This is a genomic window from Hydrogenophaga sp. (assembly GCF_036675665.1).
Taxonomy (GTDB): Bacteria; Pseudomonadota; Gammaproteobacteria; order Burkholderiales; family Burkholderiaceae_C; genus Hydrogenophaga.
Window position 1 is genome coordinate 202,148 of the sequence record NZ_JAKFEO010000030.1, and the last position, 19,700, is coordinate 221,847.

A 19,700-nucleotide genomic window follows, 5' to 3' on the forward strand; every position below is an offset into this window, starting at 1 on the left:
GCCTTGGCGCGGGGGAGCGCTCATATGGCCTGTCAGGCCATGTGCAGCGCTCACCAAATTGCACGGCACGCGAAGCGTGCAGGGCGATGAGCCGCGAGGAACCTATGAAAAGACTTCTCATTGCCAATCGCGGCGAAATCGCCCGCCGCATCATCCGCACCGCGCATGCCATGGGCATCGAGACCGTGGCGGTGTTTTCCGAGCCCGATGCCAAGGCCCTGCATGTGCGGGAAGCCACCAGCGCGTTTGCGCTGGGCGGCACCACCTCGGCCGACTCGTACCTGCGCGTGGACCGCCTGCTGGACGCCGCAGTGGCCACCGGGGCCGACGCGGTGCACCCCGGCTACGGCTTCCTGAGCGAGAACGCCGACTTCGCGCAAGCCGTGATCGACGCCGGCCTCACCTGGGTCGGCCCACCGCCGTCGGCCATCCGCGCGCTGGGCAGCAAGTCGGCCGCCAAGGCGCTGGCCGTGGCGCACGGCGTGCCCTGCCTGCCCGGGTACTTTGGCGAGGACCAGCGCGAAGCAAGCTTTGTGGCCGAGGCGCAGCGCATCGGCTTCCCGCTCATGGTGAAGGCCGTGGCCGGTGGCGGCGGGCGCGGCATGCGCCTGGTGCACAGCGCAGACCAATTGCTGCCAGCGCTCAAAGGCGCGCGCTCCGAAGCGCTGGCGGGTTTTGCCAACGGCGACCTGTTGATCGAACGCGCCCTGCTGCGCCCGCGGCATGTGGAGGTGCAGGTGTTTGCCGATGCGCTGGGCCACTGCGTGCACCTGGGCGAGCGCGATTGTTCGGTGCAGCGCCGGCACCAGAAGATCATTGAAGAAGCGCCGAGCCCGGCCGTGTCGCCCGAACTGCGTGAAGAGCTCGGCCGCTGTGCTGTGGCGCTGGCGCAGGCCGCGGGCTATGTGGGCGCGGGCACGGTGGAATTTCTGGTGGATGGCGACGGGTTCTTCCTGATGGAGATGAACACGCGCCTGCAGGTCGAGCACCCGGTGACGGAAGCGCTCACAGGCCTGGACCTCGTCGAATGGCAACTCCGCGTCGCACGCGGCGAACCGCTGCCGCTCAAGCAGGAGCAGATCACCTTCACAGGCCACGCCATCGAGGTGCGCCTGTGCGCCGAAGACGAGCACTACACGCCGCACACCGGCCGCGTGCTGCTGTTTGCCGAGCCGCCCCCGGTGCCCGGCCTGCGGTTTGACCACGCGCTGGAAACCGGCAGCGAAGTCACGCCGCACTACGACGCCATGCTCGGCAAGCTGATCGTCCACGCACCCACCCGCACGGAAGCGATCGATCGCCTGGCCCACGCGCTGGACCAGACCCGCCTGCTCGGCCTGCCGACCAACCGCGCTTTCCTCGCGGCCTGCCTGCGCCACCCGGTGTTCCACGAAGGCGGCGCGCTCATTCCCTTTCTGGCCGAAGAGGGCGAGACCGTGCGCGCCATGCTGCTGCCCCCGCCCGACGCGGTGCTGGCCGGCGTGCTCGCCGCCGCGTTCGGCGCGCAGCCACCCGCCACCGGGCTGGCATGCCCCTTTCCCCGCCCACTGCGCTGGCTGCATGGCGAGCAGGTGCTGGACGTGGCGGTGCGGGAACAAGGACAGGGCGCGCTCCGCGCGACCTGGGGCGAGCGCACGGTGCAGGCCTGCGTGAGCCCGGGCCGCGTGGTCATTGATGGCGTCACGTGGCCCGTGGCCACCGCGGCGCTCGGCGCGGGCCGCTGGCAGGTGCAGGCCGGTGCCCACACCATCGCGCTGGCCGACCTCAGCCTCGCGCCGCGCGAGAGCACCGGTGGCGCGTCTGCCGCGCGCGAGCTGCGCGCACCGTTCAACGGCAAGCTCATCGCCGTGCACGCACAAGCCGGCGCCATCCTCGCCAAGGGAGAGCCCTTGTTGGTCATCGAATCCATGAAGCTCGAACACACCCTGGCTGCACCGCGCGACATCACGGTGGGCGCCATCTCCGTTGAGACCGGTCAACAAGTGGCGCCGGGACAGTTGCTCATCACTTTCAGCGCATGAACACCACGCACGACTTCACCCCCGAAGACCGCACGGCCCTGCTCGACACGGTGCGGCGCTTCGCCGCCCAGGCCATCGCCCCGCACGTGAGCGCGTGGGACGAAGCCGGCGAGTTTCCGCGCGGCCTCCACCACCAGGCGGCCGAGCTTGGCCTGCTTGGCCTGGGCTACCCCGAGCACCTGGGCGGCACACCCGCGCCCTGGAGCGTGCGCAACGCCATGTCGCAAACGCTGGCCCGGGTGGGCGGCAGCGGCGGCGTGATGGCCAGCCTCTTCACCCACAACATCGGCCTGCCACCCGTGCTGGCGCACGGCACGCCCGAGCTGCAGGCCGAGGTGATCCCGCCCGTGCTGCGCGGCGAGCAGATCGCAGCCCTGGGCATCACCGAGCCCGGCGGCGGATCGGACGTGGCCGCGCTGCGCACCACCGCGCGGCTGGAGGGCGACGAGTACGTGATCGACGGCGAGAAGGTGTTCATCACCTCGGGCATGCGCTGCGACTGGATCACTCTGGCTGCAAGAACAGACCCGCACAGCAAAGGCGCCAGCGGCATCAGCATGATCGTGGTGCCGTGCGACGCACCCGGCATCTCGCGCAGCAAGCTGCACAAGATGGGCTGGCACTGCAGCGACACGGCGCACCTGCGCTTTGACGGCGTGCGCGTGCCCGCGCGCTACCGGCTGGGGGCCGAGGGCGCTGGGTTTCGCATGATCATGGGCAACTTCAATGGCGAGCGCCTCGCCATGTCGGCCATGGCGCTCGGCTTTGCCGAAGCCTGTTTTGATGAGGCCCTGGCCTGGGCCCGCCAGCGCAGCACCTTCGGCTCGCCCCTCATCGAGCGCCAGGTGATCCGCCACAAGCTCATGGACATGCAGATGCGCATCCACTCCACCCAGGCCTGGGTGGACGCGCTGGGTGCGCGCGTGGACGCCGGTGACGACGGAGCGGACTGGGTGGCCAACGTCTGCCTGCTCAAGAACCACGCGACACAGACCATGCAGCACTGCGCCGACGCCGCCGTGCAGATGCTCGGCGCCATGGGCTACATGCGCGGCACCGTGAGCGAGCGTGTGTACCGCGAGGTGAAGGTCATGATGATCGGTGGCGGCGCCGAGGAGATCATGAAGGAACTGGCCGCACGACAATGGGACCTATGACAAAAACAACAACGACCACCGCCGCACCCGTCGAATTCGAGCCCGGGTTTGTCGACGCACTCAAGGAGCTGTTTGAAGAGAAGATCGTTTTCAACAGCGTGCTGGGCCTGAAGATCACCGCCATCACGCCCGAGAGAGTGACCGGCCGCATCGACATGAAGCCCCAGCTGGTCGGCCACTACAGCCACAACCGCATCCACGGCGGCGTCATCAGCGCCTGCCTGGACGCCATGGGCGGCCTGGCCTGCATGGCCGCCATCGGTGCACGCCACATGGATGAAGATCCCCTGCAACGCCTGCACCGCTTCGGCAAACTCGGCACCATCGACCTGCGCATCGACTACCTGCGTCCCGGCATCGGCGACCACTTTGAACTGCGCGCCGAAGTCATGCGCCTGGGCTCGCGCGTGGCGAGCACACGCATGGAATTTCTGGGGGCGGACGGGAAGTTGTTGTCGACGGGGGCGGGGGCCTACATCGTTTCTTGAGATCAGAGGTTCGACGGCAGGACCACGCACCCGGCAGCGTCCCACTCCACCCGGGTGATGCCAGGCTCCAGCGCCTCGAGTCTGTGCATCTCCAGCGCGTGCGCACCGGCCGGGCTCTGGCTGGCCGCCCATTGCAGGGCCTGGTCCTTTTGCGCCCTTTGTTCGATGCTGAACTTGAGGGCGGACGAAATGTGCCGCACCAACTCGTCGATGTCCCAGGGTTTGGTGAGGTAGCGGTAGAGGCCGAACTTGTTCACGGCTTCCTGGGCGGTGGCGAAGTCCGCGGTGCCTGTCAGGATCATTCGAACGCAATGGGGCTGGATGTCCGCCGCCAGCACCAGCAGCTCCATGCCGCCCATGTCGGGCATGCGCAGGTCGCTGACGATCACGTCAAACCGGCGCGCCAGCAACTCGCCGACCGCATCCGCGCCACTGTTGCAGGTCACGATGTTCACCTGATGACCCAGGGGGGCGCGCAGTGCACGGTGCAGAGCGCGCGTGATCGGCACTTCGTCATCGACGAGAAGAATGTGGCCTTGAAGTGCTTGTTCCATGGACGTTCCTGTGGGGTGCTTCATGCGCCGGACATGATGTGAAGTTCGTCGGTGATGCGCGCCATCAGGGCGCGCATGTCCTGCTCGCCGCGCCCCAGCACGGACCACATCGGGTCCTTCAACAGGGCTTCCATGTCGGCGCCCGGTTCCTCCAGGCCATGTGCCATCTGGTTGGCCAGATGAATCAGGAGGGGAAAGGACAGCCGCTTGCCCGCGGGAGCGTCGACCGGCCGGTGGTGATCGGCAATCGCTTCGGCGAAGCTGGCGGGAAAGTTCCACTGCCTGGCCACGACCGCACCCACTTCCGCGTGCGTCACGCCGAACAGCTGCTGTTCCGCGTCGTGCATGGCCATGCCTTCCGACCGCGCGAGTTGCAGCGCCTGCGACTCCAGCTCGGGGCTCGTCATGGCCAGGATCACCTTGCCCACGTCGTGCAGCAGTCCCAGCAGGAAGGCTTCACCGGCATCCAGCGATGCCACCTGGGCGAGTTCCCGGGCTGCGATGGCGGAGCACAAGGTGTGGCGCCAGTAGCTGGTAAAGCAGAACTCCTTGCAGCGCAAGGATCCCAGGGCCGTGCGCAAGGAGACGGCCGCCAGTGCGCTGGCCACGGTGCGCAGGCCCAGCATCTGGACCGCATCGCCGATGCGGGAGACCTGGCCCTGGGCGCCATAGAACGGTGAATTGGCCAGGCGAAGAACCCGCACGGTCAGCGCCTGGTCGCGCTCGATCGCCGCGATGCAGGATGCCGCGGATGCGTCGTCGTTGCTCAGCAGTTCGACGGCCGCGATGAAGGCGCTGGGAAGCGATGGGAGCGACACGATGCACCGCGCCCAGGCGGCGGGTTCGAGGAGCCTGTCGGGAGGGATGGCTTCCACAACGCTCACGCCAGGCTCCCCGGCGCCACTGTGGCGGTTTCGTTCAGCAGCTGCACCAGCATCAGGTGCCCCAAGGGTTGCTGCTGGCCCGTGAGTGGACAGATCCATGCCCTCGCGCTTCGACCGTCGATGGTCGTGCGCAGCCCCTGCGTGTAGGGCCGTGGTACCGGTTGCATCAGCGTGGCCATCACCTGCTGCATCGACGGCTCCGGTTCACCGCCCAGGGCGCACGACCACCGGGGCCACTGGATCACGGCCTGGCGGTTGACATACGCCAGCATGCCGTCCGCACCGATGCCGAACACGGCCATGGGCAAGCCGTCGAGTGCGTCCCTGGACGCACCGGCCGCGTTCTGCATGGCCTGTCGACGTTCGCCCTCTTCGTGCACCATGCGTTCGAGCCGTTGGTTGGCGATGGCCAGTTCGTGGTTCACCTGTTGGACTGCACTCCACAGCCGGCTGTTTTCCGTGGCCAGTTCGCTCTGTTCAAAGGCATGGGCCACATGGCTGCGTAAGAGTTCGTCATCCCAGGGCTTGGTGAGGAACTTGTACACCGCGCCCTCATTGACCGCCTCGATGATCGACTGCAGATCGGTGTAGCCGGACAGGGTCATGCGCAAGGTGTGGGGGTACAGGCGCTTGGCCTCGCGCAGGAATTCGATGCCCGTCATGCCGGGCATGCGCTGGTCCGAAAGAATCACGTCGACCGGTTGCTGGGTGAGTATCTCCAGCCCCTGAGCGCCGCTGGTGGCGGTGACCACCTGGTAGCCGTCACGGCGAAACACCCGCTTGAGCGCCGAGAGAATCGATTCCTCGTCATCCACCAACAGCAGCGTGCGATGCCGGGCGGGTGTGTCCAACGCGGACTCAGGCGATGTATGCATGATCGCGCTCCCACTGTGGTGGCACAGCATCCTTGGCCAGGGACTGAGGCCCCTCGATCGGCAGCCACACGCGAATGGCCGTGCCTTCCCCCACGGCAGAGCGCACCTGGATGGAGCCGCGGTGTTTCTGAACGATGGAGAAGGACAGCGACATGCCCAGGCCGGTGCCTTTGCCCACGTCCTTGGTGGTGAAGAAGGGCTCGAAGATCCGACGCTGCACCTCGGCGTTCATGCCGCAGCCCGTGTCCTCCACCTGCACCCAGACCCAGCCCTGATCCACGCCGCTCGACAAAGTGATCGTTCCCTTGTCGGCAATCGAATGCGCCGCGTTGACGATCAGGTTCATGAACACCTGGTTGAGCTGCCCGTCCAGGCACATGATCGCCGGGAGCGGCGTGAGCTTCTTGATCACGTCGGCCTTGTATTTCACTTCGTGGCGAACGACGTTGAGGGTGGACTCCAGACCCACGTTCAGGTCGGCCTCCTGCCAGTCCGAATGATCGACGCGAGAGAAGTCCTTGAGGTCCTGCACGATCTTCTTGACGCGTCCCAGGCCTTCGGCGCATTCGTCCAGCAGCAGCGGCAGGTCCTCGCGCAGGAAATCGATTTCGACTTCCACCCGCTTCTGGGTCAGTGCCGCAGCCAAGGTCGCGTCGTTCGGTGCGGCCAGTGCCGCGTCGCAGGCCGAGCTCAGGCCCAGCAGGCCTTCCACATACTGGCGCAGCGTGTTGAGGTTGGAGCTGACGAAGCCGATCGGGTTGTTGATCTCGTGCGCCACACCCGCGGCCAGTTGCCCGATCGACGCCATCTTGTCCTGCTGAAGCAACTGCTTCTGTGCCTCGTCGAGCTGATGGTTCATGGCCGCGAGTTCGTCGATCCGCACCTGCAGTTGTTCCTGGGCGAACCGGATGTCGGAGCGGTCCTGCATCATCCACCAGGTGCCGTGGCTGGTGTCGCTCGTGTCGACCACGTAGGCATCGATCTGCGCCCAGATGGGATGGCCATCGGCGTGGCGCATCCACATCTCGATGTGGATGGGCTCACCTTTGGAGAGCCGGGGGCCGGCGTAGGCACCAAAGCGGGCGTAGTCCTCGTCCGACAGGTAGGCCGCCCGCCCCGGCAGACCGATCATGTCGGGCCCGGCATAGCCGAACATGGCGGCCATGGCGGGGTTGACGCGCTGAATGATGGCGTCCCGGGAATAGGCCACCCCGATCGGCGAATTGGCAATGAACAGCTCCAGGTCGCGGGCCGTGGCGGCCAGCTCGGCCGAGCGTTGCTTGACGGTTTCTTCCAGCTCGGCGCGGTGCAGCAGCAGGGCGTCTTCCGATCGCCGGCGGGTCGTGACGTCCTGCAGGGTTTCGATGGCGCCGATCACATTTCTGTCTGCGTCGTACAGCGGCGCTGCCGTGAAGAACAACCATTTTCCCGAGTCGCCCAGCTGCGGAAAGAAAGCCTCGACCTCGATGCCGCCGGTGATGCTCGATGAATGCACCATCTTTCCACCGTAGAGCGCCTGCATCGTCGCCTCATCCACGCCGTCGACGATCATGTCGGCGAGCAAGGGCCGCTGCTCGCTGTAAAACGCCTTCCAGCCATCCTGCGATCCGAGCACCTCGTGGCGCTTGATGCCGGTCAGGTGCTCGCAGGCCGTGTTCCAGTGCGTCACCCGGTGGTGCTGGTTGATCACCAGGGAAGCCACCGAGGCCCCGTCGATGATCTGCGACAGCATTTTGGTCATGTCCATCAGGCTGTTCTGCACATGCATCACGTCGCTGAGGTCGATGCAGGTCACCACCACCAGGGGCACACCGTCCAGACTGATGCGCCGGGAATGCATCTCCACGGGACGCTCTCCGCTGTCGGGCGTGAGCATGGAGCCCGACACCGCGGGGGGCAATCCGCCCTGCTGCGTGCAAGCGTGAATCGCCAGACGCAACGGCTCGCGCGTGGCGTCGTCCACCAGATTCAGCAGGGGCATGCCCAGCAGCACCGACTGGCTGCGCGAACTCAGGCGGCACAGTGCGTCGTTGGCGCTCAATATCTGCCCGTCCTTGAGCAGGGCTGTTGGCACGGCCACCGCATTGACGATGTCGCTGGCAAAGCTGGTGAGGATTCGCCTCTCGGGTGTGCTCATCATGACCGGGCTCCTTGTACGTCAGCGACGCTGGCTTCGCTGGGCGCCGGTTTCCTTTGCACCCACAAACTCAGGCGCACGCCCTCTCGCGAAGAGAAGCCCTGCACCTGTCGAACCATGCGTTCGTCGAAGACGTGCCCCGCCGCCAACAGGGTGGTGCCCTTGGACGACACCATCGCCCGCGCCAACACCATGCCCGGGAGCAGATCGCGCACGTCCAGGTGCAGGTCGGCCTTGGCTGCGTTCGCCAGGTCGTCGACGACCTTGAGCATGGTCTCGATCACCGTGCGGTCGTAGCGCGTGTCGATGCCTCCCACGAGCATCTTCTTCGCGTTCTCCATGGTGTAGCGCTGCAGCCCCATGCTGCCGTGGAGCATGTCGTCCAGATCGGTGGCGGCCGCCACGATGCGCGCGCCCACCACGATGTCGGGTGCGGTCAATCCGTCAGGGAAGCCCTTGCCGTCCGATCGTTCGTGATGCTGGCGCACGATGCGTGCCACGCCTTGCAGTTGAGACATCGCCATCAAGGCGGTCTCGCCGTCGATGGTGTGGCGCCGGTAGCGCTGGTGTTCGTCTGCGTTGAAGGCAGAGAGTGCCTTGCCCAACATGGCATCGGGAAATCCGATGGTGCCGATGTCGTGCACCAGGGCAGCCAGGTAGACATCGCGCACGTCGCGGTCCGACAGTTCCAGCCGCCTGGCGGTCTCCTGGCTGATCTCGGCCACCCGGCGCGAGTGGCCGGACTGGCCGCCGCGCATTTCCAGCAAACTGGAAAACACGTTCACCGCGTGCACGAAGGTGTTGTTCAGATCTTCGTAAGAAGCATCGAGCATGTCGTTGATCTGCTGGAGCTCGGACGTTCGCGCCTCCACGCGGGATTCCAGCATCTGGTTGGCGTCGCGCAACTGGTCGTTCTGCCGCTTCGTCAGCTCGGTCAGGTCGGCGTTCTTCTTTTCAAGGCCGCGACGAACCAGGGCTTCCCGCACCGCGAGCACCAGGTCGTTGTCGTCCCAGGGCTTGGCGATGTAGCGGTGGATGGCGCCCTTGTTGATGGCGGCCACCGTGGAGGAAATGTCGGCGTAGCCGGTGAGCAGGATGCGCACGATGCTTTCATCGTGGGCCTTCACCCGTTCCAGGAAGCGCGCGCCGTCCATTTCGGGCATCCGCATGTCCGAAATCACCATGTCCACCTGATTCGACTCCAGCAGGATCAGCCCTTCGGCGGCGCTGGTGGCCTGCAGCGTCTTGATGCCTTGCGCCCGAAACACACGGCGCAAGGCGCTGAGCACCGAGGGTTCGTCATCAACCGTCAGCACCGTCGGAGCCACAACCGCGCTTTCGATCGCGTCGGCTGCAGGGGGCTCTTGAAGCACTGAGGTGGTCATGGCGGCATGGATGGGGAGTGTTCCGCTTGTTTCGACACCCAAGCCGCGCTCTTGAGGCCTGCTTACCCTTGAACCACCCCAGATGCCTGTGCGGACGGCAACGGACCCCGAACGGCGTGAGCGATTGCACGGGCTCACGGGTGCCCGGTGCCTGGCGCATGAAATGGGTGTAATGGGGTGGGAGATTGGGGCTTTGGTCGAGATATTGGGTGTAAATGGGTGTATTATTGGTGCCCATGATCGCCAGTCACGCCGCCAGGATCACACCTGAATTGCTCATTCTCATCGCCGGCATTGATGAGTTCAAAGGTGCGTGGCGCGCGCTCGGCACCCTCGCACCAGACCGCCTCTCGGCCTTGCGCCGGGTGGCCACCATCGAGAGCATCGGCTCCTCCACCCGCATCGAAGGCAGCAAGCTGTCGGACCGGGAAGTCGAGCGCCTGCTGTCCAACCTTCAGATCAAGTCCTTCACGACGCGCGATGAGCAAGAGGTGGCTGGGTATGCAGAGGTCATGGAACTGGTGTTCTCGTCCTGGCAGGCCATTGCGCTGACCGAGAACCACATCAAGCAGTTGCACCGCGATCTGCTGACCTACAGCGAGAAGGACGCCTGGCACCGCGGAAACTACAAGACGTCCACCAACAGCGTGGTCGCCTTCGATGAGGAGGGCCAGCAACTGGGCGTGGTGTTCGAAACGGCCACACCCTTCGACACGCCGCGCCTGATGACCGAGCTGGTCACCTGGTTCAACGAGGAACGCGAGGCCGCGCGATGGCATCCCCTGCTGCTCATCGGCATCTGGGTGGTGGTGTTTCTGGAAATCCACCCCTTCCAGGACGGCAACGGCCGCTTGAGCCGGGTCCTGACCACCTTGCTGCTGCTGCGGGCGGGCTACGCGTACGTACCCTACAGCTCACTCGAAAGCGTGATCGAGCAGAGCAAGGAAGCCTACTACCTCGCGCTGCGGCAAACGCAAGGGACCATTCGCACGGACTCGCCCAACTGGCAACCCTGGCTGGTTTTCTTTTTGCGGGCGCTGGCCGAACAGGTGGGCCGCCTCAACCGCAAGGTGGAGCGCGAAAAGCTCGTGCTGGCCGCACTGCCCGAACTCTCACTGCAGATCGTCGAGTTCGCGCGCGAGCATGGGCGCGTCACCATGGGCGATGCGATCCGGCTGACCGGGAGCAACCGCAACACGCTCAAGCAGCATTTCCGTTCACTCGTTACACAAGGGCAACTTCGATCACAAGGCAGTGGTCGGGGGGCCTGGTATGAACTGGGGTGATGCCATGACTTGCGCGCCAACTAACTGCGCGACTGCATGGGCGAGCACTTCGATTGCACGCCGAAGTCCTGGGCCTGGACTCGCGCGTGGCGAGCACGCGCATGGAGTTTCTGGGGGCGGACGGGAAGCTGCTGTGCGCGGGGCATACACCCTGAGTGTGGGGCGTTCACGGCGCTGCCGGTGAGCGCCATGCCCTCATCTCCAGCCCGTGGATTGGGATCACCCGAGCACGTTTCAACTGAGTGTCGTAGTAGGCGAGATGGGTTGAAGAGCTATCCAATAGGTAGCCTGTGCCAATCGGTTCCCCATTCTTGAAGATCTGGATGCATGAACCTTTCGAGGCTTCACATCCCTTGACTGCGTCCTTGAAGTGACTTGCGAAGGTCTCTATGCCGATGGTTTTCCCCACTCGGGCAGGCAATCCAATCAGAAGAAAGAGAACCAGGGTGAGCGGAATCAACAAGGCTGCTACCAGGGTGCCTGCCGATATCCAAAGCCCAATCTGTTTGAGCCAAGCAGGACAGTACTGCAGCCAGGACAGTTTTTCATTGGCGTAGTTGAAAGCATTCCACGAGCTGAACAGAAGCCGAAGATAAAGCAGCAGAAGCGTTGCTCCGATGGCTATCCAGTGGAAGTTCTTCAACAGGGCGGAGAGAAGCATGGCGAAGCCACTCCACACCCCGTAGTAGCCGTTCAGAAGTAGCCAGTCTGTGGATTTTGGGAATGGGGTCGAGCTGATGTTCCATGCGCCGAGGTAGGTTTGATGAACCACCAAGCCCAACAAATGAAATATCACCGTTGCGGCGCCCACCAATAAGGTGAGGGTCCCGAGAAGACCGGGCCAAGTAGTGGGTCGGGGTTTGAATGAAGTTTCGACAGTCCCTGTCGCGGGCTCTTTAGGTGTGGTCATTCCATCATCGTATTTTGTGCAGGTGGCGAAGATCGATCTGATTACCCTACCGGGGTATCATTCTGCGACCTGTGTCGCGGTCTCGCACACATGCTGACGCTTCGGTAGTTCTCCCATCCAGCGTAGCGAGTCAAGCGGTGTGTTCAACAACATTCCGGAGGTTTCATGCGACCTCTTTAACGTAGCGATCGTGTGTACCCCGCTTTTGGAAAGGTTGAATCAAGTCCGCCGATATGAGCCTACATACAGCACTTAGCCTATTCCTCGACGAGTACCCCAAGGCTATCGAGCGTCGGTTCGCTGGAGATTCGGTTGCAGACTTCATTCGGAATGAGGTGCCTTTCGCTCTCGGCGAGGCCATAGGTCCGAGTCCGCGCTATGTGACCCACGGCAGTCCCGGCCAGGGGAATTGGGCTCGCGCGCCATGGGCGGCTGTCTACGACCGGTTCATAACTGAGAGCGCCCAAGACGGCTATTACATCGTCTACCTCGTGAGAGAAGACTTCGGCGGTGTTTATTTGTCTCTCAATCAGGGAGTGACTAGCGCGCGAAAGCAGTATGGGGCCGAAGCCAAGAGGGCTCTGCGGGTCCGGTCCGCGGACTTCCTTGCACGGCTTGGGCCCCTTGCCGATGGACTCAGTACAGGTGATATCGACTTGGCCGCAAGTGGAGCGGCGAATCTCAGCTCGTATTACGAAGCGGGGAACGTCTGCTCCATATATTACCCACGGGACGAACTGCCAGCCGATGCGACTCTCGGTGAAGACCTGCGACGTTTCGTTGAACTCTACTTCGTCTTGGTCTCGCGCGAACCGGAGCTTTTCGAGCGCGTGGAGGCGGAAGAAGATGAGACCAGCCTTGGGGAGGAGGATCTTCGACGATTGCGCGAGCACAAGCGGGTAGAGCGAAACCGCAAGTTAGCCCATCGAGCGAAGCTCGCCCATGGGTACATATGTAGAGCTTGCGGTTTCGACTTTGAAGCAAGGTATGGAGACATTGGGCGAGATTTCATAGAAGCGCACCACCTTGTGCCTCTTGCCGACTTCAAGGGTCAAAAGTTGACTCTGGACGCAAAGAAAGACTTCACCGTTTTGTGTTCGAACTGCCATCGCATGATTCACCGTACTGCGTGGGTGCATAGCGTCGAGGAGTTTCGCGCTGCATACCTGGTTCAAGAGAACGACGGCCAACCATTCCATCGAGAGGATGTCCAGCCGGCTGCGCAGTCTGACCTCCCATAGTCAAACGTTGAACTATTGCTTCTCCGACTAGGTGTGAACCGTCAAGAGGTTGTTTGCAGATTTGAGCCTGGGCATGGGCGCGGTATTACCGGTGTCGCTGCACGGTCGCCACAGTGCTTCTTCGCGATCAAGCTCTATTGCACACCTGAGCGCCCGGGCCTCACCCCCCACCAAGCCACCCCCACCCCCACCGCAAACCCCGTATACGCCGCCACAAACACCCACCAAGGCGCCTCCCAGTACAGCAACCGCGACAGCCAGTGCTCGATGAAGCTTTCGCGGTAGCCGCTTTGTCCGGCGAGGCGGCGCAGGTCTTGTTCCCACACGGTCAATGGGCAGAGCTGGCCGAGCCAGGCCTGGGCGGCGATGAAGACCATCAGGGCCAGGTGGGTGAGGCGCAGGCCGAAGTGGCGCACCCAGCGCCAGCCCAGGGCGCCGCCGATCATGATCAGCGGTAGCAGACCGACCACAAACAACACGATGCCCATGTGCAGCGCGAGGATCGCGTCGGCGAGCCACAGGGCCAGGGTGGGGCTCGGTGAGTTCATGCGGTCATGGTAGGGGCACAACCGAAAAAAAACCGCCAGCACACGAAGCGTTGGCGGTGTCACGCATGGCCTGCCGAAGCAGGCAACGTGTTACCTGGAGATCACTTGGCCGCGTCGATCTTCATGTATTCAGACACCACTTTCCAGCGGTTGTCCTGCAGTTGCGACAGGCGCGTCGAATTGCTGCCCAGGCGCTTGGTGGGGCTGAAGGTCATCTCGGCGCTGCCGAAGATGTCCGGTGGAATGACCATGGTGTCCATCGCCTTGATGAAGCTCTCGGTGGTCAGGTTGTTGCCGGCCTTGCTGGCTGCGCGCAGGAAGGTGTCGACCAGCGAATAGCCGTAGACCGAGAACACGGTCGGGTCTTCGTTGAACTTGGTCTTGTACTTGTTGGCCCAGAAGCGGATCGGTTGCGAGGCTTCGTCGGTGTAGGGGTTCTGCACCGTCATGGTGGCGTAGAGGCCGTTCATGGCCGGGCCGCCGAGCTTGTGGATCAGGTCGGTGTAGGCGGCGCTGGAGCCGATGAAGGTGGGGTTGAAGCCCAGGCGTTTGGCCGTGGCAATGCCGCCGATGGTCTCGCGGATGATGGTGCCGAGCACCACCATGTCGCAGCCGCTGGCCTGCAGCTTCTGCATCTGCGAGGCGAAGTCGGTGGCGCCGCGCTTGTAGCTGGTTTCTTCGGCCAGTGTCATGCCGATGCTCTTCAAGCCTTCTTCGGCGCCGCGCTTCACTTCCAGGCCGAACTCGTCGTCCTGGTACATGGTGCAGACCTTCTTGGCGCCTTTTTCCTTCACCAGCTTGGGCACGGCGATCTTCATCTGGTCGAAGTAGGTGGCGGCGAAGCTGTACTTGAGCTTGTGGAAGGGCTCGTACATTTCGCGCGCGGCCGTCACGGGGAAGAAGTTGATGACGTTCTTCTGGAACTGCACGGGCATGGCGGCCATGTTCTGTGCGGTGCCGATGTGGCCGACCATGGCAAAGATCTTGTCCTGGTTCACCAGCTTCTGCGCGGCCAGCACGGCGCGGCGCGGGTCGTAGGCCGAGTCTTCCACCAGCAGCTTGATCTTGCGGCCGTTGATGCCGCCCTGTTCGTTGACCTCGTCCACCCGCAGCATCATGCCCAGGCGCACCTGCTTGCCGAAGCCGGCAATGGGGCCCGAGAGATCCTGAATGGAGCCCAGGACGATCTCGTCCTTGCTCACGCCTTGCGATTGCGCCAGCGCGGCACCGCTGCCCAGGGCGAGCAGTGCGGCAACCAATGTCAGTCGGGTTTTCATGTTGTGTGTCTCCTGGGGTGGTGGTCGGGTGAGGGCTGTCGAGAACGGGGTCAGCTGTACATGGCGTTGATCTGGGGCTCGTATTTGGTCTGCACCAGCTTGCGTTTGAGCTTCATGGTGGGGGTGAGTTCTTCGTCTTCGGCGCTGAGCTGGGTGTCGAGCAGGAAGAACTTCTTGATCTGTTCCACCCGGGCAAATTTCTTGTTCACGCGATCGATCTCTGCCTGGATCAGCGCCTGCACCTCGGGCGCTTTGGTGAGGCTGGCGTAGTTGGAAAACGGCACGTCGTTGTCCTGCGCATATTTCTCCACGTTCTCCTGGTCGATCATGATGATGACGGTGAGGTAGGGCTTCTTGTCACCGATCACCACGGCGTCGGTCACGTAGGGCGAGAACTTGAGTTCGTTCTCCAGTTCGCTCGGCGTGATGTTCTTGCCGCCTGCGGTGATGATGATGTCTTTCATGCGGTCGGTGATGCGGAAAAACCCTTCCTCATCCACCACGCCCACATCACCCGTGTGCAGCCAGCCCTCGCTGTCGATGGTCTCGGCGGTCTTCTCGGGCAGGTTGAGGTAGCCCATGAACACGTTGGGGCCGCGCACCAATATCTCGCTGGTCACCGGGTCGAGCTTCACCTCGTTGTAGCTGGCGGCCGGGCCGATGCTGCCGGGCTTCATGCGCTCGGCCGGGATGCCGGTGGAGGCGCCGCAGGTCTCGGTCATGCCCCACACCTCGAGCATGGGCACACCCAGCGCCAGGTACCAGCGCACCAGCTCGGGCGAAATGGGCGCCGCACCGGTGACGAGAAAGCGCGCCTTGTGGATGCCGATGAGTTTGCGCACGTTGTTGAGCACCAGGGTGCGCGCCACATGAAACTGCAGGCGCAGCCCGCCGGGCACGGGCTTGCCGGCCATCACCAGATCGGCCACCCGCTGGCCCACGCCAATGGCCCAGCCGTAGGCGGCCTGCTGCAGCTTGCCGGCTTCCTTCAGGGTGATCATCACGCCCGAATAGAACTTCTCCCACACGCGCGGCACGGCGGTGAACACCGTGGGCGCGATCTCGCGCACGTTCTCCGGCACGGTCTCGGGGTTCTCCACGAAGTTGAGCTTGGCCCCGGTGTAGAGCGAAAAATACTCGCCGCCCATGCGCTCGGCGATGTGGCACAGCGGCAGGAAACACATGCACTCGTCGTTCTCGTCTCGGGCAATCAGCGTGTTGTAGCCGCGCACGGTGTAGACGAGGCCTTTGTGCGAATGCATGGCGCCCTTGGGCCGGCCGGTGGTGCCCGAGGTGTAGACCAATATGGCCAGTTCGTCGGGCCGGCAGGCGGCCACGCGCGCCTCCAGCATGCCGGGGTGCTGCTGCAGGTGGGCACGGCCCAGCTCGCGCAACTGGTCCAGGCTGATCACCTGGGGGTCGTTGAGTTCGCGCAGACCTTCCATGTCTTCCACGATGATCTTGCGCAGCTGCGGCAGGTGGTCGCGCACCTCCAGCGCCTTGTCCAGCTGTTCGTCGTTTTCCACGAAGAGCACGGTGGTGCCCGAGTCGGCGCAGAGGTACTGCACCTGCTCGGCAGCGTCGGTGGGGTAGATGCCGTTGGAGACACCGCCCGCGCTGAGCACGGCCAGGTCGCACAGCACCCATTCGATGGTGGTGTTGGAGAGGATGGACGCGGTCTCGCGCGCCTCGAACCCGATGGCCATGAGGCCATGGGCGATCTCGCGCACGGCGTCACCGGTCTGGTTCCAGCTCCAGCTGCGCCAGATGCCGAACTCCTTTTGCCGCATCCACACGTTCGGTCCGCGCGCCTTCACGCCGTTCCAGAACAGGGCCGGAATCGTGTCGCCTTCCAGCACGACCTTGGTTTGCGGCTGGATGCCGCTGAGGTCCCAGAGGTTGCTCATAGCAGTGATCCATGATGGCGGAGGTGCGCACAACCAGAGCACCCGTGGAACTGGCTTTGCCAGGCCACAGGGTGCGTCCCCCTCCGGCCGAAGGCCAGAGAGGGGGAAGACGCGAAGCGGCGCAGGGGGTGCTTCATCTCTATCTCCAATTTTTCTTTTTCTTCCAGCGCCGGTCGGCGCGCACGCCTTCCTCCTTCATGCCGAGGTAGAACTCCTTGATGTCGTCCTTCTCGCGCAGGTGGGCGCAGGTGTCTTCCATCACGATGCGGCCGTTCTCCAGCACGTAGCCGTAGTCGGAGGCATTGAGGGCCATGTTGGCGTTCTGCTCCACCAGCAAGATGGTGGTGCCGCGCTCGCGGTTGATGCGCACCACGATCTCGAAGATCTCCTTGGTGAGCTTCGGGCTCAGGCCCAGGCTGGGCTCGTCGAGCAGGATCAGGTCGGGGTTGGCCATGATCGCTCGGCTGATGGCCAGCATCTGCTGCTGCCCGCCCGAGAGCAGGCCGGCGTCTTGCGTGGCGCGTTCGCGCAGGATGGGGAAGTAGGTGAACACGGCCTCCATGTCGCGCGCCACGCCGTCGCGGTCCTTGCGGGTGTAGGCGCCCATCAGCAGGTTGTCGCGCACCGAGAGCAGGGCAAACACCTCGCGCCCCTCGGGCACATGGCTCAGACCCTGCTGCACGATGTGGGCCGGGTCCTGCGCGGTGATGTTCTCGCCCTTGAACTCGATCGAGCCCTTGCGCGGATCGATGATGCCGCTGATGGTCTTCAAGATGGTGGTCTTGCCCGCGCCGTTGGAGCCGAGCACGGTGGCGATCTCGCTGCGGCGCACCTGCAGGCTCACGCCGCGGATCGCCTTGATCGGGCCGTAGGCACTCTCCACATTCAGCAGCTTGAGCACCGGCGCGTCTGTCGTTGCAACGCTCATGGAATGACCCCCACGCTTGTCACTTCGTGTACTGCGCTGCCCCCCGAGGGGGCTTTCGCCACTTGGGGCGGCCCGGCGTGTCTCATGCTTGTACCCCCACGGCGGCTGGCTTGTGGTTTTCGCGGCGCAGGCTGGACACGTCGTCCATCGAGCCGAGGTAGGCCTCGATCACGCCCGGGTCGCTCTGCACCTGGGCCGGTGTGCCCGAGGCCAGCTCGGTGCCCATGCTCATGGCCAGCACGCGGTCGGAGACCTTGGAGACCAGGCTCATGTCGTGCTCCACCATCAGCACCGTGATGCCGAGCTCGTTCTTGATGTCGGTGATCCAGAACGCCATGTCTTCGGTTTCCTCCACGTTCAGCCCTGAGGATGGTTCGTCGAGCAGCAGCAGCTGGGGCTCGGTGCACAGCGCACGCGCGAGCTCCACCACCTTGCGCACGCCGTAGGGCAGGCCGGCCACCATGGATTCGCGGTGGTGCTGCAGATCCAGCAGGTCGATGACGTGCTCCACCTTCTCGCGCGCCTCGATCTCGGCCGCGCGGGTCTTGCCGGTGAAGAAGAGCTCGCTCCACAGCCCGGTCTTGCGGTGCGTGTGGCGCCCGATCAGCAGGTTCTGCAGCACGGTGGCGTGTTCGAACAGTTCGATGTTCTGGAAGGTGCGCGCAATGCCGAGGTTGGCGATCTGGTGCGGCGCCTGGTCGGTCAGGCGCAGCATGCCGTCGGGGCCGGCGTAGTCGATGGTGCCGGTGGTGGGCGTGTAGATGCGGCTGATCAGGTTGAACACCGTGGTCTTGCCCGCGCCGTTGGGGCCGATCAGGGTGAACACCTCGCCGCGCTTCACGTCGAAGCTGACGTTGTTGACCGCCAGCACGCCGCCGAAGCGCACGCTGAGGTTCTTGGCTGAGAGAAGGATGTCGTTCATAGGACGTGCCCGGAGAGAAAGACGGACGGCCGCCGGGCCGCCCCAAGGCCGGCCAGCCCCCTCGGGGGGCAGCGCAGTACACGAAGTGACAAGCGTGGGGGCATCATTTGAGACGGTCCGATTTCTGGAACGATTTCTGCCGCTTGAACATGCCCTTGCGATAGAACGGGAACAGCTGGAAGTACGCGCGGATCTTGAGCCAGCGGCCATACAGACCCATGGGCTCGAACAGCACGAAGGCGATCAGCACCAGGCCATACACCGTGCCTTGCAGGCCGGCCGCCTGGCCGATGGCTGCGGGCAAGAAGTCTTTGCCCAGGGCAATGAGCTGCGGCATCACGATGAGGAAGATGGCACCGAGGAAGGCCCCATGAATCGAACCCAGCCCGCCGATGACGACCATGAGCAGCAGGTCGATCGACTGGATGATGCTGAACTGCTCGGGCGAGAGGAACTGGATCTTGTGCGCATACAGCGCGCCGCCAATGCCCGCCAGCGCGGCCGAGAGCGCGAAGCTCATGGTCTTGTAGCGCGCCAGGTGGATGCCCATGCTCTGCGCCGAAATCTCCGAATCGCGGATGGCGACAAACGCGCGCCCGGTGGACGAGCGCATGAGGTTGGCAATGGCCAGCGTGGCCAGCACCGTGACCACCAGACACAGGAAATAGAACTCGTTGGTGGAATCCAGCTCCCAGCCGAAGAGGGCGGGGTAACCCACCGTCAGGCCCGAGTTGCCACCGGTCACGTGCTCCCAGCGCGCCATGATTTCTTCAACGATGAAGCCGAAGGCCAGCGTGGCCATGCCGAGGTAGATGCCCTTGACCCGCAGCGCCGGCAGGCCCACCACCATGCCCACCGCGGCCGAGAGCAGGCCGGCGCAGGCCAGCGCCAGCGGGAACGGGATGCCCGCGTTCACCATGATGGCCTGCGTGTACGCCCCCACACCGAGGAACGCCGCGTGACCGAGCGAGAAGAGGCCGGTGAAGCCGGCCAGCAGCATGAGCCCCAGGCCCACCACCGAATAGATCAGCACGAAGGTGAGTTGCGCGAGCCAGTATTCCTGGATCACCCAGGGCGCCACCACGAGAAAGAGGCCCAGCAGGCTGTACCAGAAGGTCTGCCCGCCGTGTTTGGCGAGTTTGATGTCCTGGTTGTAGTCGGTCTTGAAAAGGAATCTCAT

General features: G+C 64.1%; 17 protein-coding genes and 1 pseudogene. 6 read left to right on the top strand and 12 right to left on the bottom strand.

The window, feature by feature from the left end:
• Window positions 1-104: 104 nt before the first annotated feature.
• The 3 genes from V6M63_RS11340 to V6M63_RS11350 are packed head-to-tail and all read left to right on the top strand — an operon-like array spanning window position 105 to window position 3,666.
• On the top strand, window positions 105-2,021 hold the full coding sequence (locus V6M63_RS11340) for an acetyl/propionyl/methylcrotonyl-CoA carboxylase subunit alpha (RefSeq protein WP_332741825.1): 1,917 nt from the start codon (window positions 105-107) through the stop codon (window positions 2,019-2,021).
• On the top strand, window positions 2,018-3,178 hold the full coding sequence (locus V6M63_RS11345) for an acyl-CoA dehydrogenase family protein (protein WP_332741828.1): 1,161 nt from the start codon (window positions 2,018-2,020) through the stop codon (window positions 3,176-3,178). The genes V6M63_RS11340 and V6M63_RS11345 overlap by 4 nt, the downstream gene beginning before the upstream one ends.
• Window positions 3,175-3,666 carry a thioesterase family protein gene (locus tag V6M63_RS11350; protein ID WP_442909577.1) on the top strand — a complete coding sequence of 164 codons (492 nt, stop codon included), beginning with the start codon at window positions 3,175-3,177 and terminating at the stop codon, window positions 3,664-3,666. Before V6M63_RS11345 ends, V6M63_RS11350 begins: the two co-directional genes overlap by 4 nt.
• A 2-nt stretch (window positions 3,667-3,668) precedes the next feature.
• Here V6M63_RS11350 and V6M63_RS11355 read toward each other — a convergent pair whose 3' ends face one another.
• From V6M63_RS11355 to V6M63_RS11375, 5 genes are read right to left on the bottom strand one after another with little or no spacing between them, the layout of a single operon-like run.
• Entirely contained in the window at window positions 3,669-4,220 is a 552-nt protein-coding gene (locus V6M63_RS11355) for a response regulator (RefSeq protein WP_332741830.1), read from the bottom strand.
• A 20-nt stretch (window positions 4,221-4,240) separates the two neighbouring features.
• Complete coding sequence (locus V6M63_RS11360; RefSeq protein WP_332741831.1) at window positions 4,241-5,104, bottom strand: HDOD domain-containing protein; 864 nt, start codon at window positions 5,102-5,104, stop codon at window positions 4,241-4,243.
• Entirely contained in the window at window positions 5,101-5,979 is an 879-nt protein-coding gene (locus V6M63_RS11365) for a response regulator (protein WP_332741832.1), read from the bottom strand. Before V6M63_RS11365 ends, V6M63_RS11360 begins: the two co-directional genes overlap by 4 nt.
• Entirely contained in the window at window positions 5,963-8,119 is a 2,157-nt protein-coding gene (locus V6M63_RS11370; protein ID WP_332741833.1) for a PAS domain S-box protein, read from the bottom strand. The genes V6M63_RS11365 and V6M63_RS11370 overlap by 17 nt, the downstream gene beginning before the upstream one ends.
• Window positions 8,116-9,501 (bottom strand): HD domain-containing phosphohydrolase, encoded by a 1,386-nt coding sequence (locus tag V6M63_RS11375; protein ID WP_332741834.1) that lies wholly within the window; start codon window positions 9,499-9,501, stop codon window positions 8,116-8,118. Before V6M63_RS11375 ends, V6M63_RS11370 begins: the two co-directional genes overlap by 4 nt.
• Window positions 9,502-9,737: 236 nt before the next feature.
• Here V6M63_RS11375 and V6M63_RS11380 point away from each other — a divergent pair, with 236 nt between their 5' ends.
• Together V6M63_RS11380 and V6M63_RS11385 are read left to right on the top strand one after the other, a co-directional pair.
• Window positions 9,738-10,787 carry a Fic family protein gene (locus V6M63_RS11380; protein WP_332741836.1) on the top strand — a complete coding sequence of 350 codons (1,050 nt, stop codon included), beginning with the start codon at window positions 9,738-9,740 and terminating at the stop codon, window positions 10,785-10,787.
• 53 nt (window positions 10,788-10,840) lie between these two features.
• Window positions 10,841-10,942, top strand: a pseudogene (locus tag V6M63_RS11385) (thioesterase family protein); the annotation flags it as partial.
• Between the two features lie 11 nt (window positions 10,943-10,953).
• Here the strand turns inward: V6M63_RS11385 and V6M63_RS11390 are convergent.
• A complete protein-coding gene (locus tag V6M63_RS11390; RefSeq protein WP_332741838.1) occupies window positions 10,954-11,697 on the bottom strand; it encodes a hypothetical protein in 744 nt (247 codons plus the stop codon).
• Between the two features lie 233 nt (window positions 11,698-11,930).
• Here V6M63_RS11390 and V6M63_RS11395 point away from each other — a divergent pair, with 233 nt between their 5' ends.
• Window positions 11,931-12,938, top strand: coding sequence for an MrcB family domain-containing protein (locus tag V6M63_RS11395; RefSeq protein ID WP_332741840.1), 1,008 nt, complete (start codon window positions 11,931-11,933; stop codon window positions 12,936-12,938).
• A gap of 134 nt (window positions 12,939-13,072) precedes the next feature.
• On the opposite strand, the gene V6M63_RS11400 is transcribed toward V6M63_RS11395, so the two are convergent.
• From V6M63_RS11400 to V6M63_RS11425, 6 genes are all read right to left on the bottom strand, one after another.
• Window positions 13,073-13,486, bottom strand: a complete 414-nt coding sequence (locus V6M63_RS11400) for a DUF2784 domain-containing protein (RefSeq protein ID WP_332741842.1) — start codon at window positions 13,484-13,486, stop codon at window positions 13,073-13,075.
• A 101-nt stretch (window positions 13,487-13,587) separates the two neighbouring features.
• On the bottom strand, window positions 13,588-14,763 hold the full coding sequence (locus V6M63_RS11405) for an ABC transporter substrate-binding protein (RefSeq protein WP_332741844.1): 1,176 nt from the start codon (window positions 14,761-14,763) through the stop codon (window positions 13,588-13,590).
• 50 nt (window positions 14,764-14,813) lie between these two features.
• Window positions 14,814-16,670 carry an AMP-dependent synthetase/ligase gene (locus tag V6M63_RS11410; protein ID WP_332741846.1) on the bottom strand — a complete coding sequence of 619 codons (1,857 nt, stop codon included), beginning with the start codon at window positions 16,668-16,670 and terminating at the stop codon, window positions 14,814-14,816.
• A gap of 139 nt (window positions 16,671-16,809) precedes the next feature.
• On the bottom strand, window positions 16,810-17,598 hold the full coding sequence (locus V6M63_RS11415) for an ABC transporter ATP-binding protein (RefSeq protein WP_332741848.1): 789 nt from the start codon (window positions 17,596-17,598) through the stop codon (window positions 16,810-16,812).
• An 82-nt stretch (window positions 17,599-17,680) separates the two neighbouring features.
• Complete coding sequence (locus V6M63_RS11420; protein WP_332741850.1) at window positions 17,681-18,520, bottom strand: ABC transporter ATP-binding protein; 840 nt, start codon at window positions 18,518-18,520, stop codon at window positions 17,681-17,683.
• A gap of 103 nt (window positions 18,521-18,623) precedes the next feature.
• A complete protein-coding gene (locus V6M63_RS11425) occupies window positions 18,624-19,700 on the bottom strand; it encodes a branched-chain amino acid ABC transporter permease (RefSeq protein WP_332741852.1) in 1,077 nt (358 codons plus the stop codon).

Bases quoted from the DNA above. Each gene is read 5' to 3' on its own strand.
- V6M63_RS11395 (WP_332741840.1), top strand. From the start codon at position 11,931: ATGAGCCTACATACAGCACTTAGCCTATTCCTCGACGAGTACCCCAAG.
- V6M63_RS11400 (WP_332741842.1), bottom strand. From the start codon at position 13,486: ATGAACTCACCGAGCCCCACCCTGGCCCTGTGGCTCGCCGACGCGATC.
- V6M63_RS11380 (WP_332741836.1), top strand. From the start codon at position 9,738: ATGATCGCCAGTCACGCCGCCAGGATCACACCTGAATTGCTCATTCTC.
- V6M63_RS11405 (WP_332741844.1), bottom strand. From the start codon at position 14,763: ATGAAAACCCGACTGACATTGGTTGCCGCACTGCTCGCCCTGGGCAGC.
- V6M63_RS11390 (WP_332741838.1), bottom strand. From the start codon at position 11,697: ATGACCACACCTAAAGAGCCCGCGACAGGGACTGTCGAAACTTCATTC.
- V6M63_RS11420 (WP_332741850.1), bottom strand. From the start codon at position 18,520: ATGAACGACATCCTTCTCTCAGCCAAGAACCTCAGCGTGCGCTTCGGC.
- V6M63_RS11355 (WP_332741830.1), bottom strand. From the start codon at position 4,220: ATGGAACAAGCACTTCAAGGCCACATTCTTCTCGTCGATGACGAAGTG.
- V6M63_RS11410 (WP_332741846.1), bottom strand. From the start codon at position 16,670: ATGAGCAACCTCTGGGACCTCAGCGGCATCCAGCCGCAAACCAAGGTC.
- V6M63_RS11350 (WP_442909577.1), top strand. From the start codon at position 3,175: ATGACAAAAACAACAACGACCACCGCCGCACCCGTCGAATTCGAGCCC.
- V6M63_RS11345 (WP_332741828.1), top strand. From the start codon at position 2,018: ATGAACACCACGCACGACTTCACCCCCGAAGACCGCACGGCCCTGCTC.
- V6M63_RS11365 (WP_332741832.1), bottom strand. From the start codon at position 5,979: ATGCATACATCGCCTGAGTCCGCGTTGGACACACCCGCCCGGCATCGC.
- V6M63_RS11415 (WP_332741848.1), bottom strand. From the start codon at position 17,598: ATGAGCGTTGCAACGACAGACGCGCCGGTGCTCAAGCTGCTGAATGTG.
- V6M63_RS11340 (WP_332741825.1), top strand. From the start codon at position 105: ATGAAAAGACTTCTCATTGCCAATCGCGGCGAAATCGCCCGCCGCATC.
- V6M63_RS11370 (WP_332741833.1), bottom strand. From the start codon at position 8,119: ATGATGAGCACACCCGAGAGGCGAATCCTCACCAGCTTTGCCAGCGAC.
- V6M63_RS11425 (WP_332741852.1), bottom strand. From the start codon at position 19,700: ATGAGATTCCTTTTCAAGACCGACTACAACCAGGACATCAAACTCGCC.
- V6M63_RS11375 (WP_332741834.1), bottom strand. From the start codon at position 9,501: ATGACCACCTCAGTGCTTCAAGAGCCCCCTGCAGCCGACGCGATCGAA.